The following is a 22,430-nucleotide window of genomic DNA, read 5'->3' on the forward strand; positions in this document are numbered from 1 at the left end:
TCCGGGTAGGGGTGAATTGGCGAGTGCCTCGGCAAGCCTACGCGGGCTGCAGGCCGATGGCGATATCGGTCGGGCGGACGGGAGCGGGCAGCTCCGTCTCGCCCATGAGGAAGCGGTCGACGCTCGCTGCGGCGGCGCGCCCCTCTGCGATCGCCCACACGATGAGCGACTGCCCGCGGCCGGCGTCGCCGGCCACGAACACGCCCGGGGCGGTCGTCTGGTAGTCGTCCTCGCGCCGCACGTTGCCGCGCTCGGTGAAGCGGGCGCCGAGCTGGTCTTCCAGGAGCGCGCGCTCGGGGCCGGTGAACCCCATCGCGATGAGGACGAGGTCGGCGGGGATCTCGCGCTCGGTGCCGCTCTTGGGCACGCGGCGGCCGTCGACGAACTCGGTCTCGGCCACACGCAGGGCGCGGACCTCGCCGGCGCCGTTCGCGAGGAACTCGACGGTCGACGCGAGGTACGAGCGATCGCCGCCCTCTTCGTGCGCGGACTGCACCTCGAACACCGTGGGGAACATCGGCCACGGCTGGTGCTCCGGGCGCTCCCCCGGAGGACGGCGACCGATGGCGAGGTTCGTGACGCTGAGCGCTCCGTGGCGGTGCGCGGTGCCGATGCAGTCTGCGCCGGTGTCGCCGCCGCCGATGACGACGACGTGCTTGCCCTCGGCCGTGATCTGGTTGGGCACGGCGTCGCCGGCCACAGCCTTGTTCGACTCGACGAGGTACTCCATGGCGAAGTGCACGCCGGCGAGGTCGCGACCGGGGATCGCGAGCTCGCGCGGGACTGTCGCGCCGGTGGCGATCACGACGGCGTCGTAGCGCGCGCGGAGGTCGGACCACGAGATGTCCTTGCCGATCTCGACGCCGGCGCGGAACCGCGTGCCCTCGTCCTGCATCTGGCGAAGGCGCGCCTCGAGGTGCTTCTTCTCCATCTTGAAGTCGGGGATGCCGTAGCGCAGGAGTCCGCCGATGCGGTCGTCGCGCTCGAACACCGCGACCGTGTGGCCGGCGCGGGTCAACTGCTGCGCGGCTGCCAGGCCCGCTGGTCCCGAGCCGACGACCGCGACGGTCTTGCCGGTCAGGCGCCCGGGGGGCTCCGGCTCGATCCAGCCGTTCGAGAACGCCTCGTCGGCGATCGACACCTCGATCTGCTTGATCGTCACGGCCGGCTGGTTGATGCCGAGCACGCACGAGCTCTCGCACGGTGCGGGGCACAGGCGGCCGGTGAACTCCGGGAAGTTGTTGGTCGCGTGCAGACGCTCGCTGGCGGCGCGGCCCTCACCGCGCCACGTGAGGTCGTTCCACTCCGGGATGAGGTTGCCCAGCGGGCAGCCCTGGTGGCAGAACGGCACCCCGCAGTCCATGCAGCGTCCGGCCTGGCGACGCAGCACCGCCGAGTCGCCCGGCTCGTAGACCTCTTTCCAGTCCATGATCCGCACCGGCACCGGCCGCCGCGTGGGCAGCTCGCGCTCGGTGACCTTCAGAAAGCCTTTCGGGTCAGCCACCCGTCACCTCCAGGATGCGGTTCCAGACGACGTCGCCGTCGGGGTCGAGCCCCTCGGCGACGGCCTCCTGGCGGGTCTGCAGCACCGCGGCGTAGTCGCGCGGCAGGACCCGGACGAAGTTCGCCAGCTCTGCCTCGAAGTCGTCGAGGAGCGCCTGGGCGAGTGTCGATTCGGTTTCGGCGACGTGCTGCTCGAGCAGGTCGCGCAGGATCTCGGCGTCGCCCGAGCCCAGCTCGCCGAGGACGAGCTCGCCCGAGGCGAGCGCCTCGCGGTTGACGAGCTTGCTGTCGAGCCGGTACACGTACGCGGTGCCTCCCGACATGCCAGCACCGAGGTTGCGGCCGGTGGCGCCGAGGATCACGGCGAGGCCGCCGGTCATGTACTCCAGCGCGTGGTCGCCCACGCCCTCCACCACCGCGGTGGCGCCGGAGTTGCGGACGAAGAAGCGCTCGCCCACCACGCCGCGCAGGAACATCGTGCCCTGTGTCGCCCCGTAGCCGATCACGTTGCCGGCGATGACGTTCTTCGACGCGTCGAAGGTCGCGCCGCGCGGCGGGCGGACGACGATCTGCCCGCCCGACAGCCCCTTGCCGACGTAGTCGTTCGAGTCGCCTTCGAGCCGGAGCGTGATGCCAGCGGGCATGAAGGCGCCGAACGACTGCCCGGCCGAGCCGGTCAGGTTGACGACGATGCTGCCCGATCGCAGGCCGTTCTCGCCGCGCGCCCGGGTCACGTGGTGACCCAGGAGCGTGCCGACCGCGCGCTCGGTGTTGCGGATCGGCAGGTCGATCGTGATCTCGCCGCCGTTCTCGATGACGTCCTTCGCACGCTCCAGGAGGGCGATGTCGAAGTGCTCGTCGAGTTCGTGCAGCTGGGCCGTGGTGTTGCGCCGGGGCTCGTCCTCGGCGAACAGCGGGCCGTCGAGCACCGGACCGAGGTCGAGCCCGCTCGCCTTCCAGTGCGAGACCGCGCCGTCGACGTCGAGCAGGTCGCTGCGTCCGATCGCCTCGTCGAGCGAGCGCAGGCCCAGCTCGGCGAGGTACTCCCGCACCTCTTCGGCGATGAACTCCATGAAGTTCACGACGAACTCGGGCTTGCCGTTGAAGCGCTCGCGCAGCACCGGGTTCTGCGTCGCGACGCCGACCGGGCACGTGTCGAGATGGCAGACGCGCATCATGATGCAGCCGGAGACCACGAGCGGTGCGGTCGCGAAGCCGAACTCCTCGGCGCCCAGCAGCGCCCCGATGATGACGTCGCGACCGGTCTTGAGCTGACCGTCCACCTGCACCACCACGCGGTCGCGCATGCCGTTGAGCATGAGCGTCTGCTGCGTCTCGGCGAGGCCGAGCTCCCACGGCGTGCCGGCGTGCTTCAGCGAGTTCAGCGGGCTGGCGCCCGTGCCGCCGTCGTGACCCGACACCAGGATGACGTCGGCCAGCGCCTTGGCGGTGCCCGCGGCGACCGCGCCGATGCCCGACTGGCTCACGAGCTTGACGTGCACCCGGGCGCCCGGGTTGGCCCTCTTGAGGTCGAAGATCAGCTGCTTGAGGTCTTCGATCGAGTAGATGTCGTGGTGGGGCGGCGGCGAGATGAGCCCGACGCCCGCGGTCGCGTGACGCGTCCGCGCGACCCAGGGGTACACCTTGGTCGGCGGCAGCTGGCCGCCCTCGCCGGGCTTGGCGCCTTGCGCGAGCTTGATCTGGATGTCGTCGGCCTCGGTGAGGTAGAGGCTCGTGACGCCGAATCGCCCTGAGGCGACCTGCTTGATCGAGCTGCGACGCTCCGGGTCGAGCAGACGGTCGACGTCCTCGCCGCCCTCACCGGTGTTCGACTTGCCGCCGATCCGGTTCATCGCGATCGCCAGGGTCTCGTGCGCCTCCTTGGAGATCGAGCCGTAGCTCATCGCACCCGTGGAGAAGCGCTTGACGATCGACGACACCGGCTCGACCTCGTCGATCGGGATGGGCGTGCGGCCCTGCGTCTTCAATGCGAACAGGCCGCGCAGCGTCTTCAGCTCGTTCGCCTGGTCGTCCACGAGCTTGGTGTACTCGCGGAAGATGTCGTAGCGGCGCGTGCGCGTCGAGTGCTGGAGGCGGAACACCGTGTCGGGGTTGAACAGGTGGGGAGACCCGTCGCGCCGCCACTGGTATTCGCCGCCGGTCCACAGGCGCTCGTGCGCGCGGACCGCGGCATCCTCGGGGTACGCGTAGGCGTGCCGGGCCGCGTTCTCGGCCGCGATGACGTCGAGGCCGACGCCGCCGAGCTTGGACTCGGTGCCGGTGAAGTACGTGTCGACGAAGTCCTGCGAGAGGCCCACTGCCTCGAACACCTGCGCGCCCGCGTAGGACGACACGGTCGAGATGCCCATCTTCGACATGATCTTCAGCACGCCCTTGCCGAGCGCGTAGATCAGGTTCTTGACGGCCTTCTGCGGCGCGATGCCGGTGATGAAGCCGGCCCGGACCAGGTACTCGACGGTCTCCATCGCGAGGTAGGGGTTGACGGCGGATGCGCCGTACCCGATGAGCGTCGCGATGTGATGCACTTCGCGCACGTCGCCGGCCTCGACCACCAGACCGCACTTCATGCGGGTCTGGTTGCGGATGAGGTGGTGGTGCACGGCCGCCAGCATGAGCAGCGACGGGATCGGCGCGAGGTCCTTGTTGGAGTCGCGGTCGGAGAGCACGATGAACTCGGCGCCGTCCTCGATGGCCTGGTCGACCTCGTGGCACATCTGCTCGAGACGCTTCTTCATGCCCTTGTGACCGGCCTCGACGCGGTATAGACCGCGGATGGTGACCGAGGTGCGTCCGGGCAGCGCGGTGTCGATGTGCTGGATCTTGGCCAGCTCGTCGTTGTCGATCACCGGGAAGTCGAGCGTCACGACGCGCGTGTGCTCGGGACCCCACTCGAGGAGGTTGCGCTCGGGGCCGAGACCGAGTCCGAGCGAGGTGACGACCTCTTCGCGGATCGAGTCCAGCGGCGGGTTGGTCACCTGCGCGAACTGCTGCGTGAAGTAGTCGAACAGCAGGCGCGGACGCTCGCTCAGCACCGCGACGGGCGTGTCGGAGCCCATTGCGCCGAGCGGCTCGGCGCCGGTCTGCCCCATCGGGGTGAGGAGGATCTTGACCTCTTCCTCGGTGTACCCGAACGTGCGCTGACGGCGGGTGATCGAGGCGATCGGGTGCACGATGTGCTCGCGCTCGGGCAGGTCGGCCAGACGCACACGGCCCGCGTCGAGCCACTTCTGCCACGGCTCGAGGTCGGCCAGCTGCGCCTTGATCTCGTCGTCCTCGATGATGCGGCGCTCGGCCGTGTCGACGAGGAACATGCGGCCGGGGCGCAGGCGTCCGCGGCGCTTGATGCGCTCGGGCTCGAAGTCCAGCACGCCGGTCTCGCTGCCGATGACGATGAGGCCGTCGGTCGTCTCCGTCCACCGCCCGGGGCGCAGGCCGTTGCGGTCGAGGGTCGCGCCGACGAGCGTGCCGTCGGTGAAGATCAGCGCGGCCGGGCCGTCCCACGGCTCCATCTGCATCGAGTGGAACTCGTAGAACGACCGCAGCTTCGGGTCGATGTCGGCCTGCTTCTCGTAGGCCTCCGGCACCATCATCATGATGGCGTGCGGCAGGCTCCGGCCGGTCAGCGTGAGGAGCTCGAGCACCTCGTCGAACGACGCCGAGTCGCTCGCTCCGGTGGTGCAGATCGGAAGCAGCGGGCGGATGTCGCCGAGCAGCTCCGACTCGAGCTGCGACTGGCGCGCGCGCATCCAGTTGCGGTTGCCGTTGACGGTGTTGATCTCGCCGTTGTGCGCGAGCATGCGCAGCGGCTGCGCGAGCGGCCACGACGGGAACGTGTTGGTCGAGTAGCGCGAGTGCACGACGGCGAGCTCGGACGCGAAGCGCTCGTCCTGCAGATCGGGGTAGAACGGCTCGAGCTGGAGCGTCGTGACCATGCCCTTGTAGCCCAGCGTGCGCGCCGACAGCGACACGAAGTACGCGTCGAGCTCGGTGCGGGCGCGCTTGCGCAGGCGGAAGGTGCGGCGGTCGAGGGCGATGCCCGAGAGCGCGGGCGCGTCGCCGGTGGCGGGCCGCGAGACGAAGAGCTGCTCGAAGACGGGGCGCGCCTCGAACGCCAGCTTGCCGAGGTTCTCTTCGGCGGTGGGGACCTCGCGCCAGCCGAGGACGGTGAGGCCCTCGGATGCCGCGATCTGCTCGATGCCCGCCTTCTGGGCCGAGCGCGCCTCGTCGTCGCGGGGCAGGAACACCATGCCCGCCGCGTACTCCCCCACCGTGGGCAGCTCGAAGTCGACGACGGCGCGCAGGAACGCGTCCGGCATCTGGGTGAGGATGCCCGCACCGTCGCCGGTGCCCGCGTCGGACCCGATCGCACCGCGGTGCTCCAGGTTGCGCAGCGCCGTGAGCGCCAGGTCGATGATGTCGTGCCCGGCCTCGCCGCGCAGTGTCGCGACCATGGCCAGACCACAGGCGTCCTTCTCGAACGCAGGGTTGTACATGCCCTGCTTCTGCGGGAAGCCGGCGCGGCCGGACGAAGCGGGGGTCGTCGCCTCGGCAGAGGCGCTGTGACGGGGGCTCGAAGCCATACCTACCGTCCTCACGTTGATAGTCAAGATGGGACGACGTCGGCCCTGGGCGCGCTCTTCGGGGTGAGCGGCGTTAGTTCGTGGCAGGAGTGCTTGTGGCGCTGGCCCCTTCGACCTCGGACGTCGGGGGTTCGCTGACGTCGACGAAGTCGTCGGTGTTGTTCTGCGATTGTACAGCCTGTCCGGCGTTCCACTCGCGGCCGGACACATAGGGCGACTGCTCGAAGCCCGGGTGACGGCGCTTCTGCACGAAGAAGATCGTGAGACCGATCACGACGCCGAGGATCGCCGCCCACACGTTGGTGCGCAGGCCCAGGAAGATGTCGCTCGGGTCGATCCGGATCGACTCCCAGACGATGCGGCCGGCGCTGTACCAGACGAGGTAGAGGGCGAAGAGCCGGCCCCACTGCAGGCGGAAGCGACGACCGACCCAGACCAGGAACAGCACGCCGAGGACGTTCCAGATCACCTCGTAGAGGAAGGTGGGGTGGAACAGCGTCCCCTCGGGGAGGCCGATCGGCCAGGCGGGGTTCGGGTAGTCGATCTCGAGGCCCCACGGGGCGTCGGTCGGCAGGCCGTAGAGCTCCTGGTTGAACCAGTTGCCGAAGCGCCCGATCGCCTGGGCGAGGAGGAGGCCCGGCGCCAGCGCGTCGGCGAAGGTCCAGAAGCGGATGCCGGTCCAGCGGCATCCGAGCCACGCACCGATCGCGCCGCCGATGAGGGCGCCGTAGATCGCGATGCCGCCCTCCCAGATGTACAGGGCGGACCAGGGATTCGCACCCTCGCCGAAGTAGAAGCTCCAGTGGGTGAGCACGTGGTAGATCCGTGCCGTGATGATGGCGAGGGGCACCGCCAGCAGCGCGATGTCGATGACGACCCAGGGCTCCGCCCCGCGCTTGGTGAGGCGGGCGTTGGTCCACAGCACCGCGACGATGATGCCCGTGATGATGCACAGCGCGTAGATGTGGATCCGCAGGGGGCCGATGTCGAAGTAGCTGATCTCCGGGCTCGGGATGCTGGCGACGACGCTCGCGGCGGCGTTGATCATGGGAGAACCGTGTCCTTGTTGGATCCGTGCTGGGGGTGCCGGCGGCGGGCGCCGACCTCAGAAGTCTAGTTCGCGCGGCGCGCGGTGCCTGCGGCGAGGGCTCGCGCGGTGTCGGCGAGGCCCTCCAGACCGCCCTCGCGCAGCGCCCGCACGAGCGCCGTTCCGACGATCGCGCCGTCGGCGTACTCGAGGACCCCGGCGACCTGCTCCGCATTGGAGATGCCGATGCCCACGCACGCGTGATCGACGCCGTGCTCCCGCAGCCGTGCCACGAGGGTGCGGGCTGCGGCGTCCAGCTGCGCGCGCTCCCCCGTGATGCCCATCGTCGACACCGTGTAGACGAAGCCGGTGGAGTGGCGCACGATGAGATCGAGGCGTTCGTCGGTGGAGGTCGGCGCGGCGAGGAAGACGCGGTCCAGTCCCGTGCGCTCGCTCGCGGCGATCCACTCGGGTGCGGCCTCCGGCGTGATGTCGGGCGTGATGAGCCCGGCACCGCCGGCGGCGGCCAGGTCGTCGGCGTAGCGGTCGACCCCGTACTGCAGCACGGGGTTCCAGTACGTCATCACGAGCACCGGCACATCCACCCGCCGCGTGATCTCGCGCACCGCCGTGAAGGTGTCGCGCAGGCGGAATCCGCCGGCGAGAGCAGCCTGGGTGGCCTCCTGGATCACGGTGCCGTCCATGACCGGGTCGGAGTACGGGGGGCCGAGCTCGAGCACGTCGGCGCCGTTGTCGGCAAGGGCGACCGCGGCCTCGATGCTGGTGCGCAGGTCGGGGTAGCCGATCGGCAGATAGCCGACGAAGGCACCGCGCCCGGCGGCGTGGGCGGCGTCGATCGCCGCGGCGACGCGCGAGGTCACAGCTTCTCCCCTTCGCCCTTGGCGGCGTCGTCGTGCGGCGCGCGCGCGGCGGTGGCGGCATCCGCCCCCTCGTCGTACAGGTGGAAGTACCGCGCGGCGGTGTCCATGTCTTTGTCACCGCGGCCGGACAGGCACACGGCGAGGATCGCGTCGGGACCGAGCTCGCGTCCGATGCGCAGAGCGCCGGCCAGGGCGTGCGCCGACTCGATCGCCGGGATGATGCCCTCGGTCTCGGAGAGCAGGCGCAGCGCCTGCATCGCCTCGTCGTCGGTCGCCGGGATGTACTCGGCGCGGCCGATCGAGGCGAGCCACGCGTGCTCGGGTCCGACGCCGGGGTAGTCCAGTCCCGCCGAGATCGAGTGGGACTCGACCGTCTGGCCGTCCTCGTCCTGGAGCACGAACGTCTTCGCGCCGTGCAGCACGCCGGGGCGCCCGCGCTCGATCGATGCGGCGTGACGCGGGGTGTCCACGCCGTCGCCGGCGGCCTCGACACCGTAGAGCTTGACGCCCTCGTCGTCGAGGAAGGCGTCGAACATGCCGATGGCGTTCGATCCCCCGCCGACGCAGGCGAGGACGGCGTCGGGGAGGCGGCCGGTCTCCTCGAGGAGCTGCGCGCGGGCCTCTTCGGAGATGACCTTCTGGAAGTCGCGGACCATCGCGGGGAACGGGTGCGGGCCTGCGGCGGTGCCGAAGATGTAGTTCGTCGTCTCGACGCTCGCGACCCAGTCGCGGTACGCGTCGTTGATCGCGTCCTTGAGCGTGCGCGAGCCGGTCTTGACCGGGATCACCTCCGCGCCGAGCAGGCGCATGCGGGCGACGTTCAGAGCCTGGCGCTCGGTGTCGACCTCGCCCATGTAGATCGTGCACTCGAAGCCGAAGAGCGCGGCCGCCGTCGCGGTGGCGACCCCGTGCTGGCCTGCACCGGTCTCGGCGATGACGCGCGTCTTGCCCAGACGCTTCGTGAGCAGCGCCTGGCCGAGCACGTTGTTGATCTTGTGCGAGCCGGTGTGGTTGAGATCCTCGCGCTTGAGGAACACGCGCGCTCCCCCGGCGTGCTCGGCGAACCGGGCGACCTCGGTGATCGGCGACGGGCGCCCGGCGTACGAGTGCAGCAGGTGGACGAACTCCGCCTGGAACGCGGGATCGACCTTGGCGGACTCGTACTCGGCGCTCAGCTCGTCGATCGCCGCGATGAGCGACTCGGGCATGTAGCGCCCGCCGAACTCGCCGAACAGCGGCCCGGGGGCTTCACGAAGACTCATGCGCCGGCCTCCAGGAATGCGCGAAGGGTGGACACGGGATCGTTGGTGACGAGGGCCTCGCCGACGAGCACGACATCGGCTCCGGCGGCGCGGTAGTGCCGGACGTCGTCCGGTGCGAGCACCGCGGACTCGGCGATCTTGACGGCACCCGCGGGGATGCGCTCGGCGAGCCGCCCGAAGAGGTCGCGATCCAGCTGGAAGGTCGACAGGTCGCGCGCGTTCACGCCGATCAGCTGCGCGCCGAGCTCGGCGGCGCGATCGACCTCCTCGGCCGAGTGCGTCTCGACGAGCGCGGTCATGCCGAGCTGCTGCGTGAACGCGTACAGGCGGGCGAGAACGTCCTGCTCGAGCGCGGCGACGATCAGCAGCACCAGGTCGGCACCCGACGCGCGGGCCTCGAGCACCTGGTACTCGGTGGCGATGAAGTCCTTGCGCAGCACCGGGAGCTGCACCGCGGCCTTGACGGCCTCGAGGTCGGCGAGACTGCCCTTGAAGCGGCGCTGCTCGGTCAGCACCGAGATGGCGGAGGCGCCGCCCTCCTGGTAGCGACGGGCCTGCAGCGCGGGGTCGGGGATGGACGCGAGGTCGCCGCGCGACGGGCTCGCGCGCTTGACCTCGGCGATGATCTTCACCCGGTCGGACGGGGCGAGCGCGGCGAGGGCGTCGATCGCGGGACGCTGAGCCAGTGCCGCGGCCTCGACGGCCGCGAGCGGGCGCTCCGAAGCGCGAGCCTCGGCATCCTCAACCGCGCCGGCCGTGAGGTCGGCGAGCATGCTCAGTGCTCTTTCGCCGTGACCTTGGAGCCGCCGACGCCGTAGCCGGCGCGCTTCATGATCCAGCCCACGAGGAGCCCGATCAGTAGCAGGCCTGCCGACGCCCACACGAAGACGGGCATGTCGAGGAAGAAGAAGAAGGTGCCGATCGAGACCGCGATGAGCATGATCACGACGGCCGTCCAGGCTGCGGGCGAGTGTCCGTGGCCGGGGTCGCCGATGTTGTTGCTCATGCTTTTCTCCTCGTGAAGCCTGGGAAGCGCGGGATGCCGCCAGTCTAGCGGTCAGGCGGTCGGATCCTCGCCACGCGACAGGTCGTCCCAGTCGTCGATGGACCGTGAACCGGCTGCGTCGTGGGGGCGCGAGCCGGCCGGTCCGGCCGCTCGCGCGGTGTCGTCGGTGCGGTAGCGGCGTCCGGTGCGCGACCACGTGTGCGCGGTGGCCAGCACGAAGACGCCCGCCAGGATGAGCACCACCCAGGCGGCAAGCGTCACCGCCGGCCACGGCGTCGCCTGGATCGACGCCACGAGGGCGGCCACCGAATCCTCGCCGGCGATGCCCGTCGATTCGGTCACGACCGCGGCGACGGCCGAGACGGGATGCTGGAACACGACGAGCGCCGTGAGCCAGACCAGCACGCCTCCGATGAGCAGCGCCAGGGCTCCGAAGACGTACCGCAGCGCGAGCCCGACGATCGACAGGGCCGCGCCGAGGGCGAGCACGGCGAGGCTCAGGGGCGCCAGCACCGGTACCGCCGAGGCGCCGGGCACCTCGAGCGCGTGGTGGGCGCCGTCGGTGAGCACGACGGTGAGCCACGTCTGCGTCGACGAGATCACCCCGATCGCGCCGCAAAGGACGATGACCGCGACGGAGAGCAGTCGCGCCCGGCGCTTCACGCGACGGGCTCCGGGCCTCGCACCGCTTCGAGGTCGTCGGCGTCGAAGCACGTGCGGGTGCCCGTGTGACAGGCCGGACCGACCTGCTCGACTTCGACCAGCACCGCATCGCCGTCGCAGTCCAGGCGCGCTTCGCGCACCAGCTGGATGTGGCCCGACGTGTCGCCCTTGCGCCAGTACTCCTGCCGGGAGCGCGACCAGAAGGTGACGCGACCCTCGGTGAGCGTGCGGCGCAGCGCCTCGGCATCCATCCAGCCGAGCATGAGCACCTCGCGCGAGTCCCACTGCTGGATGATCGCCGCGACCAGCCCGTCGTCGTTGAAGGTCACGCGTGCGATGCGCTCGTCCACGGTCTGGCTCATGCCGCCACCTCCCGCACTTCGATCCCATCGGAGGACATCGCGGATTTCACGTCGCCGACGGTGAGCTGTCCGGAGTGGAAGACGGATGCCGCGAGCACGGCGTCCGCTCCGGCGGCGATCGCCGGCGCGAAGTCGGCCGCCCGGCCCGCACCGCCCGAGGCGATCACGGGCACGCTCGACAGCTCGCGCATCAGGGCGACCAGCTCGAGATCGAACCCCTGCTTGGTGCCGTCGGCGTCGATCGAGTTCACGAGCAGCTCGCCGGCGCCGCGCTCGATCGCCTCACGGGCCCACGCGAGCGCGTCGAGGCCGGTCTCGGTGCGACCGCCGTGCGTCGTGACGACGAAGCCCGACTCGGTCGCGTCGGACCGCTTGACGTCGAGAGAGAGCACCAGCACCTGCGCGCCGAAGCGGTCGGCGATCTCGTCGAGCAGCGGCGGCCGCGCGATCGCGGCGGAGTTGACGCCGATCTTGTCGGCGCCGACCGAGAGCAGCCGCGCGACGTCGTCGGCGGAGCGCACTCCCCCGCCGACGGTGAGGGGGATGAAGACCTCTTCGGCCGTGCGGCGGACCACGTCGTACGTGGTCGAGCGCTCGTCGACCGTCGCGGTCACATCGAGGAAGGTGATCTCGTCCGCGCCCTGACGGAAGTACTCGCGCGCGAGCTCGACGGGATCCCCCATGTCGCGGAGGTTCTGGAAGTTCACGCCCTTGACGACACGGCCGGCGGCGACGTCGAGGCACGGGATGACACGGCAGACCAGGCTCATGCCGTCACAGCCTCGCGTTGTGGATGGCCGTCACGAGGATCGCGCGTGCGCCGATCCCGTACAGCGCGTCCATGACCTGGTTGACGCCCTTGCGCGCCACCATGACCCGCACGGCGACCCACGCGGGGTCCCGCAGCGGCGAGATCGTCGGAGACTCGATCCCCGGGGCGATCTTGACGGCGTCGTCGACCAGCTCGGCGGGGAGGTCGTAGTCGACCATCACGTAGCGCCGGGCGACCATTACACCGCGCAGGCGTCGCAGCAGGGTGTCGGTGCCCTCCGCCTGGGTCGGCGAGGTGATGAGCACGGCCTCGGACTGCAGCAGGACCGGTCCGAAGATCTCCAGGCCCGCCTGACGCAGAGTCGTGCCGGTGGAGACGACGTCGGCGACGGCATCCGCCACCCCCAATCGCACCGCCGACTCGACCGCGCCGTCCAGGGGCACCAGGTCGACGGCGACGCCGTGCTCGTCGAGGAAGGCGTCGACGAGGCCGGGGTACGCCGTCGCGACCCGGGCGCCCTCGAGGTCTTCCACGGTGTCGAAGCGTCCGGGAGGGCCGGCGAAGCGGAACGTCGAGTCGCCGAAGCCGAGCGCCTCGATCTCGCGGGCGCCGGGCATGCGGGCGTCCAGCAGCAGGTCGCGGCCGGTGATGCCGACGTCCAGCGCGCCGGACCCGACGTAGGTGGCGATGTCCTTGGGGCGGAGGTAGAAGAACTCGACCTCGTTCTGGGGGTCGATGACGTGCAGGTCCTTCGGGTCGCGACGACCGATGTAACCCGCCTCGTGGAGCATCTCGGAGGCGGTCTCGGCGAGCGAGCCCTTGTTCGGCACGGCGATTCGCAGCATGGCAGCGTGGCTTTCGGGTTCGAGGATGGAGGAGGACGCGGGCTCAGAGATGTCGGTAGACATCTTCGAGGCTCAGGCCCTTCGCGATCATCAGCACCTGCAGGTGGTACAGCAGCTGCGAGATCTCCTCGGCTGCGGCATCCGTCGACTCGTACTCGGCCGCCATCCAGACCTCGGCGGCCTCCTCCACGATCTTCTTGCCGATCGCGTGCACGCCCGCGTCCAGCTGTGCGACGGTTCCCGATCCCTCGGGGCGCTCAGCCGCTTTCGCGGCGAGCTCGGCGTACAGCGTGTCGAACGTCTTCACCATGACAGGTTACCGTCCGGCCGGGATGCCTCGCCTCCGCGTGACGGCGGGGATCAGTGCACGTGGTGCTCGGCCGCGGTGGCACGCAGCCCTGCGATGGCGTTCGCCGGGTCGCCGGCGCCGAAGACGGCCGATCCCGCCACGAAGGTGTCGGCGCCGGCCGCGGCGGCCTGGGCGATCGTCGACTCGGCGATCCCGCCGTCGACCTGGAGCCACACTGCCGACCCGCGCTTGCGGGCCTCGTCGGCCAGGCGGCGGAGCTTGGGCATGGTCTCGGGCATGAACGACTGCCCGCCGAAGCCCGGCTCCACGGTCATGACGAGGATCTGGTCGAAGTCGTCGAGGAGATCGAACAGGCCGTCCACGGGGGTTGCGGGCTTGACGGCGACGCCGGCCCGTGCGCCGATGTCGCGCAGCCGGCGCGCGAGGGCGACGGGCTCCTTCGCCGCCTCGAGATGGAACGTGACCGACGCCGCACCGAGCTCGGCGTACGCCGGGGCCCAGCGGTCGGGGTTCGTGATCATGAGGTGCACGTCCAGCGGCACCGGGCTGGTCGCCTGGATGCGCTCCACCATCTGCGGGCCGAACGTGAGGTTGGGCACGAAGTGGTTGTCCATGACGTCGACGTGGACGAAGTCCGCGGCCGCGATGCGGGCGAGCTCGGCCTGCATGTTGACGAAGTCGGCGGCGAGGATGCTCGGGTTGATGCGGATGCCGGCGTCGCGGCCGTTCTCGTCGATCGTGGGCACGGGTCCATTATGGTCGAGCTGTGGACCCCATCACGGCGCTGCTGCACGAGGTCCTCGAAGACGTCCGGCCCCACGACTCCGGTGATCCGGCAGGCTACATCCCGGAGCTTGCCTCGGCGGATCCCGAGCGGCTGGCCCTCGCGGTCGTCGGTCCACGCGGGCGCGTGCGCGCCGTCGGCGACGCCGCCCACGAGTTCACGATCCAGTCGATCTCGAAGCCCTTCGTCCTGGCCCTCGCGCTGGCCGATCGCGGCCGCGACGCCGTGCTGCGCAAGGTCGGCGTCGAGCCCAGCGGCGAGCCGTTCAACGCCATCAGCCTGGAGCCGCGCACGGGGCGTCCCGCCAACCCGATGGTGAACGCCGGCGCGATCGCCACGTCGGCGCTCATCCCGGGCGATACGGTCGACGATCGCATGGGGCGCATCGTGGACGGGCTCTCGGCCTTCGCCGGCCGCTCGCTGTGGGTCGACGAGCAGGTTTACGCGTCCGAGTCGGCCACCGGCGACCGCAACCGCGCCCTCGCGCACCTGCTGCGTTCCTACGACGTCGTCGACGGGTCGGTCGAGACGGCCGTCGAGACCTACTTCCGCCAGTGCTCGCTGCTGGTGAGCGTCCGCGATCTCGCCGTCATGTCGGCGACCCTCGCGTTCGGAGGCCTCAACCCCGTCACCGGCGAGCGGGTCGTCGAGGAGGCCGTCGCGCGGGACGTGCTCTCGATCATGACCAGCTGCGGCATGTACGACTACTCCGGTGAGTGGCTGCTGCGGGTGGGCCTGCCCGCCAAGAGCGGCGTCAGCGGCGGACTGCTCGCCGTCGCCCCGTCGCAGTTCGGCGTCGCCGCCTTCAGCCCGCGCCTCGACGAGCACGGCAACTCGGTCCGCGGGATCGCACTGCTCGAGACCCTCGGCGAGCGGTTCGGCATGCACCTGCTCGAGCCGCACGAGAGCGTCGCGGTGCCCGCCTTCACCGTCGAGGACACCGACCGGGGGCGCGTGCTGCGGCTGTCGGGCGAGCTGGGGCTGGCGGGCACGGAGCGAGTGGTCGCCGTGCTGCGCGAGATCGCCGAGGCGCTCCCCGAGGGCGCCGAGGTGACGGTGGATGCGCGCGAGCTCGGACGCGCCCACAGCGCGGCCCTGGTCGCCCTGCGCACGGAGTTCGACCAGATGCCTCACGGCATCCGGCTGCGCGACTGAGCGCCCCGGTCAGGTCAGCTTGCGCAGCGCCGAGCCCTTGTGGGCCGCGCGATCGCCGCTCTTCTCGGACTCGACGATGTACGCCGGCTCGTCGGCGGAGGCGGTGAAGTGCTGCCCCGCGAACTCGAAGTCGCTCGTCCGGCGCTCCACGATGCGCCCTCGCGTGCGTCCCTGCGACGTGTTCCAGCTCACGCGATCGCCCTTGTGAAGTCCCTGCGCCATCGCTCCTCCTCCGTGGTGTCCTGAGCCACCACGGTGCCACCGGACGCGCGATCGCGCCGCCTCTTGACAGCGCGCCGGCCGTCAGAGTCGACGCAGCAGCGACACCGACATCGCGTCGGTGTTGTGACGGTGCGGCCACAGCTGCGCCCGACCGCTGCCGTCCGCCTGCGCGGGGAGGCCGGGGTCGGCCTCGGCGACGGACGTGATGACATCACGGGCCGACAGCTCCTCGATCGCGCCGTCCCACTCGCGCCGGATGTCGGAGACGACGCCGGAGGTCTCGGCGAGGTGCGGCGAGCAGGTGACGTAGGCCACCACGCCGCCGGGTCTGAGAGCGGAGATCGCCGCGTTCAGCAGCTCCCGCTGCAGCTCGGTCAGCGCCGGCACGTCGCTCGGCGCTTTGCGCCAACGCGCCTCCGGACGCCGGCGCAGGGCCCCCAGGCCCGTGCACGGCGCATCGACGAGGATGCGGTCGTACGCGCCCGGCGCCTCCTGCGCTCGGACACGGCCGTCCTGCTCCGAGACGGGCACATCGAGGGGCACGCCTTCCAGCGCCTGCCGGACGAGCCCGGCGCGTGCGGGCGAGATCTCGTTCGCCTCGAGTGACGCTCCGTGTGCGAGTGCCTCCGCTGCGAGGACCGCGGTCTTGCCGCCGGGCCCCGCGCACAGATCCAGCCATCGCTCGCCCGGTGAGACGGGCAGGGCGCGAGTCAGCGCGAGAGCGGCGAGCTGCGAGCCTTCGTCCTGTACCCGGATGCGCCCGTCCGACCCGCGCACGAGCGCGTCGGGGTCTCCCCCGCCCAGGCGGAATCCGATGGGTGAGAAGGGTGTCCGCCGGGCGTCCTCCGGCACGTCCGCGAGATCGGGAAGGGCGGCCATCGTCACCCGCGGGGAGGCGTTGTCGGCGGTGAGCAGGGCTTCCAGCTCGTCGGCACGGCCCTCGGCCGCGAGGGCGCGGCGGAACGCCCGCACCACCCACACCGGGTGCGAGAAGAGCAGGCCGAGCTGCTCGTCGTCGGAGCGGGCGCTGGCGGCGACGTGGGTCATCCAGTCGCCGGGGGTGTCGCGCGAGACGCGGCGCAGCACCGCGTTGGCGAATCCGGCCGCACCGCGGCCCCCCGCCGAGCGGGCGAGCTCGACGGACTCGTTCACCGCCGCGTGCGAGGCGACGCGTGTGGAGAGCAGCTGATGCACGCCCAGGCGCAGCGCATCGAGCACCGCGGGGTCGATGTCGGCGACCGGGCGGTCGGCGGCGATCCCGATGACGGCGTCGTAGGTGCCCTGCCGGCGCAGCGTGCCGTAGGTCAGCTCCGTCGCGAGCGCCGCGTCGGCGGTCGACAGACCGGCTCGGGCGATCGCGGTCGGAAGCAGCAGGTTCGCGTAGGCGTCGGACTCGTGGACCGCTCGCAGGGTGTCGTAGGCGACGCGACGGGCCGCGACCGTGCGGCTCACGAGCCGGCCACCGGGGTGGCCTCGCGCAGACCCCGCCACCAGTCCGCGGCGCGCATCGCGCCCTTGCCGGCGGGCTGCACCTGCTCGAGCACGATCGGCGTCGACGCGGTGCCGGCGATGACCTGCTTGCCGTGCAGTCCGAGCGCACCCGGGGCGAGCCGGGGTGCGTCGTCGGGTGCCGGCGCCACGGCGAGCACCTTGAACCGTGCGCCGTCGATGGTCGTGTGAGCGCCCGGCTCGGGCGTCACGCCGCGGATCCGGCCGAGCACTGCGCCGGCCGGCTCCTCCCAGCGGATGCGCCCGTCGTCGTCCCCGAGCTTCGACGCGTAGGTGGGCTGCCCCTGCTGCGGGCGCGCGACGGCCGAGCCGGCGCCGATCGCATCCACGACCTCCGCGAGGAGCCCGGCCCCGTCGTCGGCGAGCGACGACAGTAGATCCCCGGCGGTGGCTTCTCGTGGCACGTCGATCGCGAGCTCGGCGAAGACGTCGCCGGCGTCGAGCTCGGGCACGAGCTGGAACACGCTGGCCCCGGTCCGCGCGTCACCCGCGATGAGGGCGTGCTGGACGGGCGCCGCGCCGCGCCAGCGCGGCAGCAGCGAGAAGTGGAGGTTGATCCAGCCGTGCGCCGGAGCGGACAGCAGCGGCTCGCGCACGAGCCCGCCGTACGCGACGATCACGCCGAGATCGGGTTCGAGGGCCGCGATGTCGGCGGTCACCTCGGCATCCAGCCGGTCGGCGCGGATGACGGGAAGCCCGAGCTCCGCGGCGGCGGCGGCCACCGGTGACGGCGTCAGCACCCGCTTGCGGCCGAGGGGTGCGTCGCGGCGGGTGACCACCGCGACGATGTCGTGGGCGGATGCCGCGAGCCGGCGCAGCGCCGGCACAGCCGGCGCCGGCGTACCGGCGAAGACGAGACGCATGACGGTCCTGGAAGTCGAGGGTCAGAGGTCGAGGTCGGGCACGTCGACCCGAACCTTCAGTGTATTGGCGGGTCCGGGCGTCCGACCCTTCGCGGGACGGCGCCCCTTCATCGCCTGGCTCACCACCGACGCGCGGAGGCTCTCCGTCACGCGAGCTCCGAGCCCGTACTCGAAGCGCACGAGGGCGCGCACGGTGTCGTCGCGGGCGATGGGCCCGAGCACCGCCTCGGCGTCGAGCTCCGGCACGGCACGCCGCAGCTCGGCCAGTGCCAGGTCGACGGTGCGACGCGGCCCGTCGACAGAGGCCACGCGCACGGTCGGCGGCATCCGCAGCGGCGCGCGGTCGGCGAGCTCGGCGCGCGCGTACGCCGCCTGCGTCCACGTCGCCATGGCGCGCGCGACCTCGCCGCCGACGCCGACGAGATGCACCGGTGCCCCGGGAGCGGCGAGGGCGGCGGCGTTGGACCACCATCGCAGGCACGACTCGCCGATCCGCAGATCGTCGGCCATCAGCATGCGGTCACCGTCGAGCAGGATCACCGCGCGGTACCCGCCGACGGCAGGCGGCTCCGCGCCGCGCGTGGCCACGACGAGCGCAGGCTTGTCGTCGACCTTGGCGACCGGGTGATCGCCGTCGGCGATGATGACCCGGGTGCCCGGGAACGCCCGGCCGAGCTCGTCGGCGGTCCGCTCGCTTCCGGAGGAGGCCATGCGCAGCAGCGTCGAGGAGCACTCGGAGCACGCCCACGCGTGCGCTGCGCGGCCGCACCACGAGCAGGTCGGCACCGCCCCCTGGCGGGCCGCATGGAGCGGGCCGCCGCAGTGGGCGCACCGGGCAGGGTGCCGGCACTTCGCGCACACGAGGACCGGAGCGTATCCGGGGCGCGCCACCTGCACCAGGACAGGCCCCTGCGTGAGCGCCTCCCGCGCGGCGGCGAACGCCGAAGAGGGGACGCGCGCCGAGCGCGACTCGCCCTCTCGCGTCGCGCTCAGCACCACGCGCGGCGTCACCCTGCGCGCCGCCGGCAGGTCACGCACCCAGCCGACGGCAACCAGGCGCTCGACGTCGGTCGTCCGGGTGTGGCCCGCGAAGACCAGCGCGCCGCCGTGGAGCTCCTGTCGCAGCAGGGCGGCGTCGCGCGCGTGGACGCCCGGGCTCAAAGGCTCACCCAGCAGCGGGTCGCCGTCGTCCCACAGCGCGACCAGCCCGAGGCCGGAGACTGGCGCGTAGACGGCCGAGCGGTTGCCGATCACCACGCACGGCGCAGCGGAGAGGGTGCGCAGGAACGCCGCGTAGCGGGTGGGACCGCTCTGCTTGGCGTCGTCACGGACGAGCGCGTCCGCGGGGATGCGCGACTGCAGCGCCGCCTCCAGCTGGGCGCGGTCGCGGTGGTCGGGGACGGCGATGATCGCGCTGCGTCCGTCGGCGAGCACGCGGACGGCGGCAGCAGCCAGCAGGACGGCCCAGGCTCCCGCCGGCGTCCCGTCGTCGAGACGCGCCGGGGTGGGAGGCGCGTCGAGGGCGACCCTCTCGCCGCCTTCCAGCGCGGCCTGCAGGCCCGGATAGGCGGCGAGCACCTCGTCCGCCCATGCGGTGGCCGCGGCCTCGACATCGGGGCGCGGCGGCGGCTCCGATGCCAGCCAGGACTTCTCGGCGCGCACCATCCGCTTGGGGATCGCCAGGCGCAGGATGTCGCCCGCGGACCCCGCCGCACGGTCCGCGGCCCTCCTCGCCAGCGCATACAGCTCGGGCGTCAGCACCTGCGCGGGCGACACGACGGCCTCGAGCTGCGAGAGCGGGCGGTCCGAGGCATCCGGCTCCCCCACCTCGACGAGGAGCCCGTCGACGACCCGGCCCGCGCTGCGCAGCGGCACGCGCACCCGCACACCGGGGCGTGCGTCGCCGGCAAGTTCCGCGGGGATCTCGTAGTCGAACAGGCGATCCAGCTGCGGGAGGGGTGAATCGAGGAGCACGCGCGCGACCCGGCGCGGGCGTCGGCCGCCCTCGCCGGGGTCGTGCGCTTCGTCGTACACCGCGGTCACGCGGCCGCGGTCAGAGCCCGGCTGCCGCGCGCAGGTCGTCTGCGCGGTCGGTGCGCTCCCAGGTGAAGTCGGGCAGCTCACGGCCGAAGTGGCCGTACGCCGCCGTCTGCGCGTAGATCGGGCGCAGCAGGTCGAGCTGGTCGATGATCGCCTTCGGGCGCAGGTCGAAGACCTCGAGGATCGCCTTGGTGATGGCGTCGTCCGAGACCCGGCCGGTGCCGAACGTCTCCACGTAGAGGCCGACGGGCTTGGCCTTGCCGATCGCGTAGGCGACCTGCACCTCGAGGCGCTCCGCGAGGCCCGCGGCCACCGCGTTCTTGGCGACCCAGCGCATCGCGTACGCGGCGGAGCGGTCGACCTTGGACGGGTCCTTGCCGCTGAACGCGCCGCCGCCGTGGCGCGAGGCGCCGCCGTACGTGTCGATGATGATCTTGCGTCCGGTGAGTCCGGCGTCGCCCTTCGGGCCGCCCGTGACGAACGGGCCCGCCGGGTTGATGTAGTACTTGACGTCCGGCAGCTCCAGGCCCGTCGCCTCGAGCACCGGATCGATGACCTCGGCGCGCACCGCGGCGCGCAGCGCCTTCTGCGAGATGTCGGGGTGGTGCTGGGTCGACAGCACGACGGACTCGACCGTCTTCGGGGTCGCGCCGTCGTAGCCGAGCGTCACCTGGGTCTTGCCGTCGGGTCGCAGGAACGGCAGCTCGCCGGTGCGGCGCACCTCGGCGAGGCGCTCGGCCATGCGGTGCGCCGTCCACGCGGCCATCGGCATGAGCTGCGGCGTCTCGGTGGTGGCGTACCCGAACATGATGCCCTGGTCGCCGGCGCCCTGCAGGTCGTGCGGGTCTTCGGAGCCGTCTTCGCGGCGCTCGAACGCCTTGTCGACGCCGGCTGCGATGTCGGAGGACTGTGCGCCGATCGACACGCTCACCCCGCACGAGTCGCCGTCGAACCCGGTGTCGCTCGAGGTGTAGCCGATGCGGTTGACGACGCCGCGCACGATCGCGGGGATCTCGACATAGGCGGAGGTGGAGACCTCGCCCGCCACGTGCACGAGGCCGGTGGTGACCAGCGTCTCGACCGCGACGCGGCCGTCGGGGTCGGCGTCGAGGATCGCGTCGAGGATGGAGTCGGAGATCTGGTCGCAGATCTTGTCGGGGTGGCCCTCGGTGACGGATTCGGACGTGAACAGACGCAGGTCGGTCATCGATACTCCAGTTGACGGTGCTTGAGCTGCCTGGGCGCCGGTCGTCGGGGCGTGCCGGGTGCCGAGGGGGCGGACACCAGTATGCCCCCGGAGACGGACATCACCGTCTTCGGGGGCACACCGGTCGTAACGGATTACTCCGCGCGGCGCAGGCGCAGCTTGTCCTCGTGGATCTCGTGCATCGCGATCGTCAGGGGCTTGTCCTCGACGGTCGAGTCGACGAGCGGGCCCACGTTGTCGAACAGGTTGCCCTCGTGCAGGTCGGAGTAGTAGTCGTTGATCTGGCGGGCGCGCTTGGCCGCGTAGATCACCAGCTGGTACTTCGAGTCGACCTTCTCGAGCAGGCTGTCGATGGGGGGCTCGATGATGCCCTGGTTCGTTCCGGCCATGGCGAAACCTCCTAAATCGGATGTCGGAGTGGGAGTCTGCGGAGCCTCGGGTGCCGAGGCATCCCACCATTCTACGTGAAAGGTGCTGGTCACCGCGCGAGGCGGGCGACCTCGTCGGATGCGCGGGCCACGTCGTCGTTGACGACGCGGTAGTCGAACTCGGCCTGCGAGGCCAGCTCGGTCCGCGCGGTGCGCAGACGCCGGGCTCGCTCGGCCGCGTCTTCGGTGCCCCGGCCGACCAGGCGCTGGACGAGCTCGTCCCAGCTCGGCGGCAGCAGGAACACGAGCGTGGCCGACGGGTCGGCCTCTCGCACCTGGCGCGCACCCTGCAGGTCGATCTCGAGCAGCACGGTGCGGCCCTCGGCCAGCGCCTTCTCGATCGGCCCGCGCGGGGTGCCGTAGCGGTAAGCGTTGTGCACGGTCGCGTGCTCGAGGAGCTCGCCCTCCGCGATCATGCGGTCGAACTCGGCGTCGTCGACGAAGAAGTAGTGCTCGCCGTCGACCTCGCCCGGACGCGGCGCGCGGGTGGTGGCCGACACCGAGAGGAGGATCTCGGGGTGGTGCTCCTTGATGTGCGCCGCCACCGTGCCCTTGCCCACCGCCGTGGGGCCCGCCAGCACGACCAGACGGCTGCGACCGCCCCGCGGCTCCAGTTCGGGCCAGCGGGCGTCGAGGAAGCGCCGGAGGTCTTCGCGCTGGCGTGAGCCGAGGCCGCCGAGCCGCTTGACCGGGGAGATCTCGAGGTCGTGGAGGATGCGGTCGCGCTTGCCCTCGCCGATGGCGGGGATCGCCGTCAGGAACTCCGGGACGCGCATCGCGCCGGCGGGCGAGGCCGGGTCGGCGAGTGCGCGGCGCAGCAGCTCCTGCGGCGTGATCACGCGCATGGAGACGTCCTTCTTGAGGGCGGCGCGTTCGCGGCGGGCGGCGACGGCGCGGCGCGAGGCCGCAACACGGTCGACCTCGGGAGGCCGCGCGTGCGCGCCGGGGTTGGGGGGAGCGCTGTCCAGAGGGGTGCGCGAATCGGGCATG

At 71.7% G+C, this 22,430-nt stretch carries 21 protein-coding genes; 1 reads left to right on the top strand and 20 read right to left on the bottom strand.

Annotated features, from left to right (window positions below):
- Positions 1 to 37 precede the first annotated feature (37 nt).
- From IM767_RS08760 to rpe, 13 genes are all read right to left on the bottom strand, one after another.
- Positions 38 to 1,504, bottom strand: coding sequence for a glutamate synthase subunit beta (locus IM767_RS08760; protein ID WP_109209434.1), 1,467 nt, complete (start codon positions 1,502 to 1,504; stop codon positions 38 to 40).
- Positions 1,497 to 6,104 carry a glutamate synthase large subunit gene (gene gltB, locus IM767_RS08765; RefSeq protein ID WP_109209435.1) on the bottom strand — a complete coding sequence of 1,536 codons (4,608 nt, stop codon included), beginning with the start codon at positions 6,102 to 6,104 and terminating at the stop codon, positions 1,497 to 1,499. Before gltB ends, IM767_RS08760 begins: the two co-directional genes overlap by 8 nt.
- A 73-nt stretch (positions 6,105 to 6,177) precedes the next feature.
- A complete protein-coding gene (gene lgt, locus IM767_RS08770; protein ID WP_109209436.1) occupies positions 6,178 to 7,152 on the bottom strand; it encodes a prolipoprotein diacylglyceryl transferase in 975 nt (324 codons plus the stop codon).
- A gap of 65 nt (positions 7,153 to 7,217) precedes the next feature.
- On the bottom strand, positions 7,218 to 8,012 hold the full coding sequence (gene trpA, locus IM767_RS08775; protein WP_109209437.1) for a tryptophan synthase subunit alpha: 795 nt from the start codon (positions 8,010 to 8,012) through the stop codon (positions 7,218 to 7,220).
- Positions 8,009 to 9,274: a tryptophan synthase subunit beta gene (trpB, locus tag IM767_RS08780; RefSeq protein ID WP_109209438.1), complete on the bottom strand. Its 1,266-nt coding sequence runs from the start codon at positions 9,272 to 9,274 to the stop codon at positions 8,009 to 8,011. The genes trpA and trpB overlap by 4 nt, the downstream gene beginning before the upstream one ends.
- Positions 9,271 to 10,047 (bottom strand): indole-3-glycerol phosphate synthase TrpC, encoded by a 777-nt coding sequence (gene trpC, locus IM767_RS08785; RefSeq protein ID WP_109209439.1) that lies wholly within the window; start codon positions 10,045 to 10,047, stop codon positions 9,271 to 9,273. Before trpC ends, trpB begins: the two co-directional genes overlap by 4 nt.
- 2 nt (positions 10,048 to 10,049) lie before the next feature.
- Positions 10,050 to 10,280, bottom strand: coding sequence for a DUF6704 family protein (locus tag IM767_RS08790; RefSeq protein WP_109209440.1), 231 nt, complete (start codon positions 10,278 to 10,280; stop codon positions 10,050 to 10,052).
- A gap of 51 nt (positions 10,281 to 10,331) precedes the next feature.
- Positions 10,332 to 10,943, bottom strand: a complete 612-nt coding sequence (locus IM767_RS08795) for a Trp biosynthesis-associated membrane protein (protein WP_109209441.1) — start codon at positions 10,941 to 10,943, stop codon at positions 10,332 to 10,334.
- Positions 10,940 to 11,305, bottom strand: coding sequence for a phosphoribosyl-AMP cyclohydrolase (gene hisI / locus IM767_RS08800; protein WP_109209442.1), 366 nt, complete (start codon positions 11,303 to 11,305; stop codon positions 10,940 to 10,942). Before hisI ends, IM767_RS08795 begins: the two co-directional genes overlap by 4 nt.
- Positions 11,302 to 12,075 carry an imidazole glycerol phosphate synthase subunit HisF gene (gene hisF / locus IM767_RS08805; protein WP_109209443.1) on the bottom strand — a complete coding sequence of 258 codons (774 nt, stop codon included), beginning with the start codon at positions 12,073 to 12,075 and terminating at the stop codon, positions 11,302 to 11,304. Before hisF ends, hisI begins: the two co-directional genes overlap by 4 nt.
- A gap of 4 nt (positions 12,076 to 12,079) precedes the next feature.
- Positions 12,080 to 12,922 (bottom strand): ATP phosphoribosyltransferase, encoded by an 843-nt coding sequence (hisG, locus tag IM767_RS08810; RefSeq protein ID WP_109209444.1) that lies wholly within the window; start codon positions 12,920 to 12,922, stop codon positions 12,080 to 12,082.
- 43 nt (positions 12,923 to 12,965) lie between these two features.
- On the bottom strand, positions 12,966 to 13,229 hold the full coding sequence (locus tag IM767_RS08815; RefSeq protein WP_109209522.1) for a phosphoribosyl-ATP diphosphatase: 264 nt from the start codon (positions 13,227 to 13,229) through the stop codon (positions 12,966 to 12,968).
- Positions 13,230 to 13,282: 53 nt separating this feature from the next.
- Positions 13,283 to 13,978, bottom strand: a complete 696-nt coding sequence (rpe, locus tag IM767_RS08820; RefSeq protein ID WP_109209445.1) for a ribulose-phosphate 3-epimerase — start codon at positions 13,976 to 13,978, stop codon at positions 13,283 to 13,285.
- A 20-nt stretch (positions 13,979 to 13,998) separates the two neighbouring features.
- Here rpe and glsA point away from each other — a divergent pair, with 20 nt between their 5' ends.
- On the top strand, positions 13,999 to 15,171 hold the full coding sequence (gene glsA, locus IM767_RS08825) for a glutaminase A (RefSeq protein WP_109209446.1): 1,173 nt from the start codon (positions 13,999 to 14,001) through the stop codon (positions 15,169 to 15,171).
- A gap of 9 nt (positions 15,172 to 15,180) precedes the next feature.
- Here the strand turns inward: glsA and IM767_RS08830 are convergent, their stop codons facing one another.
- The 7 genes from IM767_RS08830 to gmk all read right to left on the bottom strand — a co-directional run bounded on the left by IM767_RS08830 (position 15,181) and on the right by gmk (position 22,429).
- A complete protein-coding gene (locus IM767_RS08830) occupies positions 15,181 to 15,393 on the bottom strand; it encodes a hypervirulence associated TUDOR domain-containing protein (RefSeq protein WP_109209447.1) in 213 nt (70 codons plus the stop codon).
- A gap of 81 nt (positions 15,394 to 15,474) precedes the next feature.
- On the bottom strand, positions 15,475 to 16,845 hold the full coding sequence (locus IM767_RS08835; protein ID WP_109209448.1) for an RsmB/NOP family class I SAM-dependent RNA methyltransferase: 1,371 nt from the start codon (positions 16,843 to 16,845) through the stop codon (positions 15,475 to 15,477).
- A complete protein-coding gene (fmt, locus tag IM767_RS08840) occupies positions 16,842 to 17,765 on the bottom strand; it encodes a methionyl-tRNA formyltransferase (RefSeq protein ID WP_109209449.1) in 924 nt (307 codons plus the stop codon). Before fmt ends, IM767_RS08835 begins: the two co-directional genes overlap by 4 nt.
- 21 nt (positions 17,766 to 17,786) lie before the next feature.
- The gene (locus IM767_RS08845) at positions 17,787 to 19,808 is read right to left on the bottom strand and encodes a primosomal protein N' family DNA-binding protein (protein ID WP_239453209.1); all 2,022 of its coding nucleotides are present in this window, start codon (positions 19,806 to 19,808) and stop codon (positions 17,787 to 17,789) included.
- 10 nt (positions 19,809 to 19,818) lie between these two features.
- On the bottom strand, positions 19,819 to 21,012 hold the full coding sequence (metK, locus tag IM767_RS08850; RefSeq protein WP_109209450.1) for a methionine adenosyltransferase: 1,194 nt from the start codon (positions 21,010 to 21,012) through the stop codon (positions 19,819 to 19,821).
- 134 nt (positions 21,013 to 21,146) lie between these two features.
- On the bottom strand, positions 21,147 to 21,401 hold the full coding sequence (gene rpoZ / locus IM767_RS08855; protein ID WP_109209451.1) for a DNA-directed RNA polymerase subunit omega: 255 nt from the start codon (positions 21,399 to 21,401) through the stop codon (positions 21,147 to 21,149).
- 89 nt (positions 21,402 to 21,490) lie between these two features.
- On the bottom strand, positions 21,491 to 22,429 hold the full coding sequence (gmk, locus tag IM767_RS08860) for a guanylate kinase (RefSeq protein ID WP_109209452.1): 939 nt from the start codon (positions 22,427 to 22,429) through the stop codon (positions 21,491 to 21,493).
- Position 22,430 lies beyond the last annotated feature (1 nt).

The sequence above is a fragment of the Microbacterium ureisolvens genome (assembly GCF_015278315.1).
Taxonomy (GTDB): Bacteria; Actinomycetota; Actinomycetes; order Actinomycetales; family Microbacteriaceae; genus Microbacterium; species Microbacterium ureisolvens.

What these genes read in the sequence shown, in the direction of transcription:
- gltB (WP_109209435.1), bottom strand. Translation starts at nt 6,104, where the DNA reads ATGGCTTCGAGCCCCCGTCACAGCGCCTCTGCCGAGGCGACGACCCCC.
- lgt (WP_109209436.1), bottom strand. Translation starts at nt 7,152, where the DNA reads ATGATCAACGCCGCCGCGAGCGTCGTCGCCAGCATCCCGAGCCCGGAG.
- trpB (WP_109209438.1), bottom strand. Translation starts at nt 9,274, where the DNA reads ATGAGTCTTCGTGAAGCCCCCGGGCCGCTGTTCGGCGAGTTCGGCGGG.
- trpC (WP_109209439.1), bottom strand. Translation starts at nt 10,047, where the DNA reads ATGCTCGCCGACCTCACGGCCGGCGCGGTTGAGGATGCCGAGGCTCGC.
- IM767_RS08790 (WP_109209440.1), bottom strand. Translation starts at nt 10,280, where the DNA reads ATGAGCAACAACATCGGCGACCCCGGCCACGGACACTCGCCCGCAGCC.
- hisI (WP_109209442.1), bottom strand. Translation starts at nt 11,305, where the DNA reads ATGAGCCAGACCGTGGACGAGCGCATCGCACGCGTGACCTTCAACGAC.
- hisF (WP_109209443.1), bottom strand. Translation starts at nt 12,075, where the DNA reads ATGAGCCTGGTCTGCCGTGTCATCCCGTGCCTCGACGTCGCCGCCGGC.
- hisG (WP_109209444.1), bottom strand. Translation starts at nt 12,922, where the DNA reads ATGCTGCGAATCGCCGTGCCGAACAAGGGCTCGCTCGCCGAGACCGCC.
- IM767_RS08830 (WP_109209447.1), bottom strand. Translation starts at nt 15,393, where the DNA reads ATGGCGCAGGGACTTCACAAGGGCGATCGCGTGAGCTGGAACACGTCG.
- fmt (WP_109209449.1), bottom strand. Translation starts at nt 17,765, where the DNA reads ATGCGTCTCGTCTTCGCCGGTACGCCGGCGCCGGCTGTGCCGGCGCTG.
- metK (WP_109209450.1), bottom strand. Translation starts at nt 21,012, where the DNA reads ATGACCGACCTGCGTCTGTTCACGTCCGAATCCGTCACCGAGGGCCAC.
- rpoZ (WP_109209451.1), bottom strand. Translation starts at nt 21,401, where the DNA reads ATGGCCGGAACGAACCAGGGCATCATCGAGCCCCCCATCGACAGCCTG.
- gmk (WP_109209452.1), bottom strand. Translation starts at nt 22,429, where the DNA reads ATGCCCGATTCGCGCACCCCTCTGGACAGCGCTCCCCCCAACCCCGGC.